General features: G+C 50.3%; 4 protein-coding genes. All 4 read right to left on the bottom strand.

Annotated features, from left to right (window positions below; all coding sequences use genetic code 11):
• Nucleotides 1-248 precede the first annotated feature (248 nt).
• Complete coding sequence (locus ACFPOH_RS00030; RefSeq protein ID WP_064213564.1) at nt 249-1,049, bottom strand: ExeA family protein; 801 nt, start codon at nt 1,047-1,049, stop codon at nt 249-251.
• Nucleotides 1,042-2,295: an IS481 family transposase gene (locus tag ACFPOH_RS00025; protein WP_117219280.1), complete on the bottom strand. Its 1,254-nt coding sequence runs from the start codon at nt 2,293-2,295 to the stop codon at nt 1,042-1,044. The genes ACFPOH_RS00030 and ACFPOH_RS00025 overlap by 8 nt, the downstream gene beginning before the upstream one ends.
• A gap of 152 nt (nt 2,296-2,447) precedes the next feature.
• On the bottom strand, nt 2,448-2,993 hold the full coding sequence (locus ACFPOH_RS00020; protein WP_033011705.1) for a DUF6431 domain-containing protein: 546 nt from the start codon (nt 2,991-2,993) through the stop codon (nt 2,448-2,450).
• 172 nt (nt 2,994-3,165) lie between these two features.
• Nucleotides 3,166-3,486: zinc ribbon domain-containing protein (locus ACFPOH_RS00015; RefSeq protein WP_390308524.1), on the bottom strand; the 321-nt coding region annotated here is incomplete at its 5' end.

Raw genomic sequence — 3,486 nt, 5'->3', positions numbered from 1 at the left:
TTGGTGGTCAAGGCATCGACAATATGAATGAGATGCTTGATTGTAAACTAGCACATTATTTCAGAATCCCTTTTTCAAATTATTTCAGGCGGATTCGGAAATAATGTGCAAAATTTTTGCGGATTGTTCCGGATTTTGCACATTCTTTCGGAACGTTTGCACGCTCTTTCAGATGAAGATTTCCAGCGCGCCTGATGGACCTATGGAAAAGAGAAAGCACAAAAGAGGCCGATTCGGCCCCTTTCGTGCTAATACCCCATTTCCTCTGCGGCCATGCGCACCACTTCTTCGTCAATGGCGTCCTTTTTCAGCTGATACCCGTATAACAGGCACGTCGTGGCCAACGTGTTGATCACCCGAGGCCATCCCCGCGACTGCAGGGCAATCGCCTCTAACGCCGATGGGGTGAAGATCGGATGCTTCGCCCCGGCCTGTTTCATCCGATGTTCGATGTAGCCCGCCACCTCTTCCTTCTCCAGCGGCCCCATCCGGTATCGCATGATGATCCGCTGGTCGAGAGGGCGGTGCTGATTGAGCCGCAGCTTCCCCTGTAAATGGGGCAGCCCGGCCAAAATCAAGACAAATGGGTTGGTCGAATCCATCTCAAAGTTGAACAAGATCGCGATGTCCTGTAAAAATGCATCCTTCGCTAAATGCATCTCATCCAAAATGAACACCGGCGTGATCCGCCGTTCATGATACAATCGCTCGATCGCCTGCTGGATTTGGCGGAAGAGGTCTACCTTGCGGTACTTCGGTTCCTCTCCTAATCCCAAGGCCAGTCCACGGTAAAAATCCATCACGCCTCCGGTGGATAACGGAAAGTAGACGACATGATACAATGATGGATTCAATGACTCTTTCAGCGCCCGAAGGGCGAACGTCTTGCCCGCCCCCGGCTCTCCGATCAACAGCCCGATCCCCCGGGTTCGTTTCACGTACTCCAGCGCCCGCAACGCTTCCTGAAATGACGCCCCTTGATACGCCTCGGACGGGTCTGTTTCTTTCGCAAACGGCTCCCGCGAAAGGGAGTAAAACGATTTATACACTGTGTTCTCCCTCCTTCGCCGGAATCGCCGCAAACGGGGACCGATGGCGTTTTACATAGGCATTGTCCTCCAAACGCACCCGAATGGCTTCCGCCACCCGTTTGCCCTCTTCGTACACATAGACGCCTCGTTCGTCATAGCGGAGCTCAATCGATTGCCCAATGAACCGAGGCGGCACTTCGTATAGCTGTTTATTCAGGGTGATTGTGCCATCGGCTTTCACCTTGCGGTGCTCCCGTTTCAGAAAAATCGCATCCAGCCAATCGCCATCTTCGATGAACGACACGAGATGCACTTGCGATTGAAACACCTCATGCGGCGTTTTTCCGTCCAGTGAGGCGTGCGGTTTTCGATGATACTCCTCTTCAAGCCACTTCCAAAAACGCTCGTTCAACTCGTCAAGCGATTTCGGCGGATTCAGCTCCAACAGTGGATAAAACCGTGTCTGTACGGTGCGGAAGAACCGTTCGATTTTTCCCTTGCTTTGCGGGTCATACGGCTGGGTGTGGATGAGCGTAATTCCCATCTCGGCGCACGCATACTGCAGCACCTCGGACCGATAAATTTTCCCGTTGTCCGAGTAAATGCGTTTCGGCTTCCCGCAACGAAGCACCGCTTCCTTCGTGACGATCCGCAGCCCGTCAAACTTCTCCGAAGGGAAAAATTGGGCATATGGCACTAACCGCGAGCAGTCATCGATATACGCGATCAAAAACGTTTTCTGGGCTTTCCCATGGACGCGAATCGTGGGTCCATGGGATAAGTCCCCTTGCCATAGCTCATTGATCTGGTCATACGCAAAACGCTTTCGCTCCGGCATCGGCAAGATTTCTTTTCCCACCAGGTTGTGTTTTTTCAACAATCGGTATATAGTAAAGTAAGAGGTATGATTTTCTGGGATTTCCCCCTGCTCGATCAGGTGTTCGTAGAACACCGTCACGGGCATGGTGGGATGTTCTTTTCTTAGGGCTAAAATATGATCCTCATCATCGGGCGACAGACGCCTTGAGTGGCCGCGGTCCGAACGGCGCTTCGGCTTTAAGGCGTCAAAGCCCCCTTTTTTGTATCGGGTGCACCAATCGAGGATCGTCTTGGCTGCGATTCGTTTGTCTCCCTGGTGGGGAACATGGTGCACTCGCTCGCTCACCTCTTTCAGATACGTCTTCGGTTCCACCTGCCCATTCACCAACGGAGCGATTAGCCCGTACCGAAACAGGGCAATGTCGTGTCTCATCGACTCATTCATTCAAATCTCCTCCTTGTCTCACTTGGAATCAGGACCGTTCCGGTCCGTCTGCCCTTATCGTACCGAATTGCTTTTTCTCCGTCGATAGGAAAGGTTTGTGGGAACCGAAACTATTTCCAATTTAGGGTATGTATGTAAAATCAGGATCCCATTTAATTCGCAAAAGGGTGTCGGAATCCGCCCTCCCACATCTCTCTGATGGCCGAATCAAGACCGTGTTCCTCTAACGTCTGGATCCACCAAGAAGCCCGTTCCTTTTCTTTTTTCACGATAGGGCCTATGATCCTCCACCGCCTCGCAAAAAAGCTGTGAAGGCTTGATAGGTTTCGGTAGAACCGTCGGACATAAAAGATGATGCCGTCCTTTGTCGGGAGAAACGGAGCCTGGTTCGTCCTTTCGGTCAATCCCAACTGCTCTTTCACGACTTGCCATATGGCGGACAACGTATACTGAAAATACGGGAGGAGAAAGGAAGGCAGCACACTCACCGTCTTCAAGCATTCCCGACAGCGATACCGGACAATCCAAATGCGATAATCACCATGTGGGGTCAATGCGTTTCGCTCATAGTAACCGTGGCGGTGCAACGGGCGCTTGGCCCGGCAATGCGGACACTTTTTCAGAAGAGGGAAGTCGTTTTCTTTTCCACGCTCTGCATACGTTTGGACGTCAATGCCAAAGTCATGAAATTGGATCACGTCCTCCTCCCCCTCCTATGAACCGATGGATTTTCTCTTCCGAAATAATTCACAAAAAATTTAGCACATTCTTTCAGAAAAGGGGAGAGGGNCGACGTGCATCGGTGAACTACCCCCACTTAATTTTCTAGCGAAAATTTGAAGTGGGGGCTTCCAAAGAAGTTTGACTGCTTCAAGCAATCCTTATTCTTTGAGGCGTGTCCACTTCGCCGCTAGAGCATAAGACACTCAGGTCTACAGCTTTACTTTTCTTTAAGATGTTTAATGCGCCATTGACATCAGCATTCATTAGTTTGCCAGACTTTGTTCGATACAAGCCGCGCTTAATACGTTTGCCGCTGAACTTATATTCTTTTGGATTGTCGGCATTATATTCAGGAATCTCATCGCCGTCAAAAAAGCTGGCTTGAGACGTATAGGATTCTTCCTGTTTCAAGAATTCAATGCCGTAAAATTCACAAAGATATTCTAGTTTTTCTTTTATGTTACCGAG

Origin of the sequence: Ureibacillus suwonensis (genome assembly GCF_042655065.1) — a bacterium.
GTDB lineage: Bacteria > Bacillota > Bacilli > Bacillales_A > Planococcaceae > Ureibacillus > Ureibacillus suwonensis.
The sequence above is the reverse complement of the archived record's forward strand: the minus strand, read 5'-3'. Positions and strand labels throughout refer to the sequence as shown.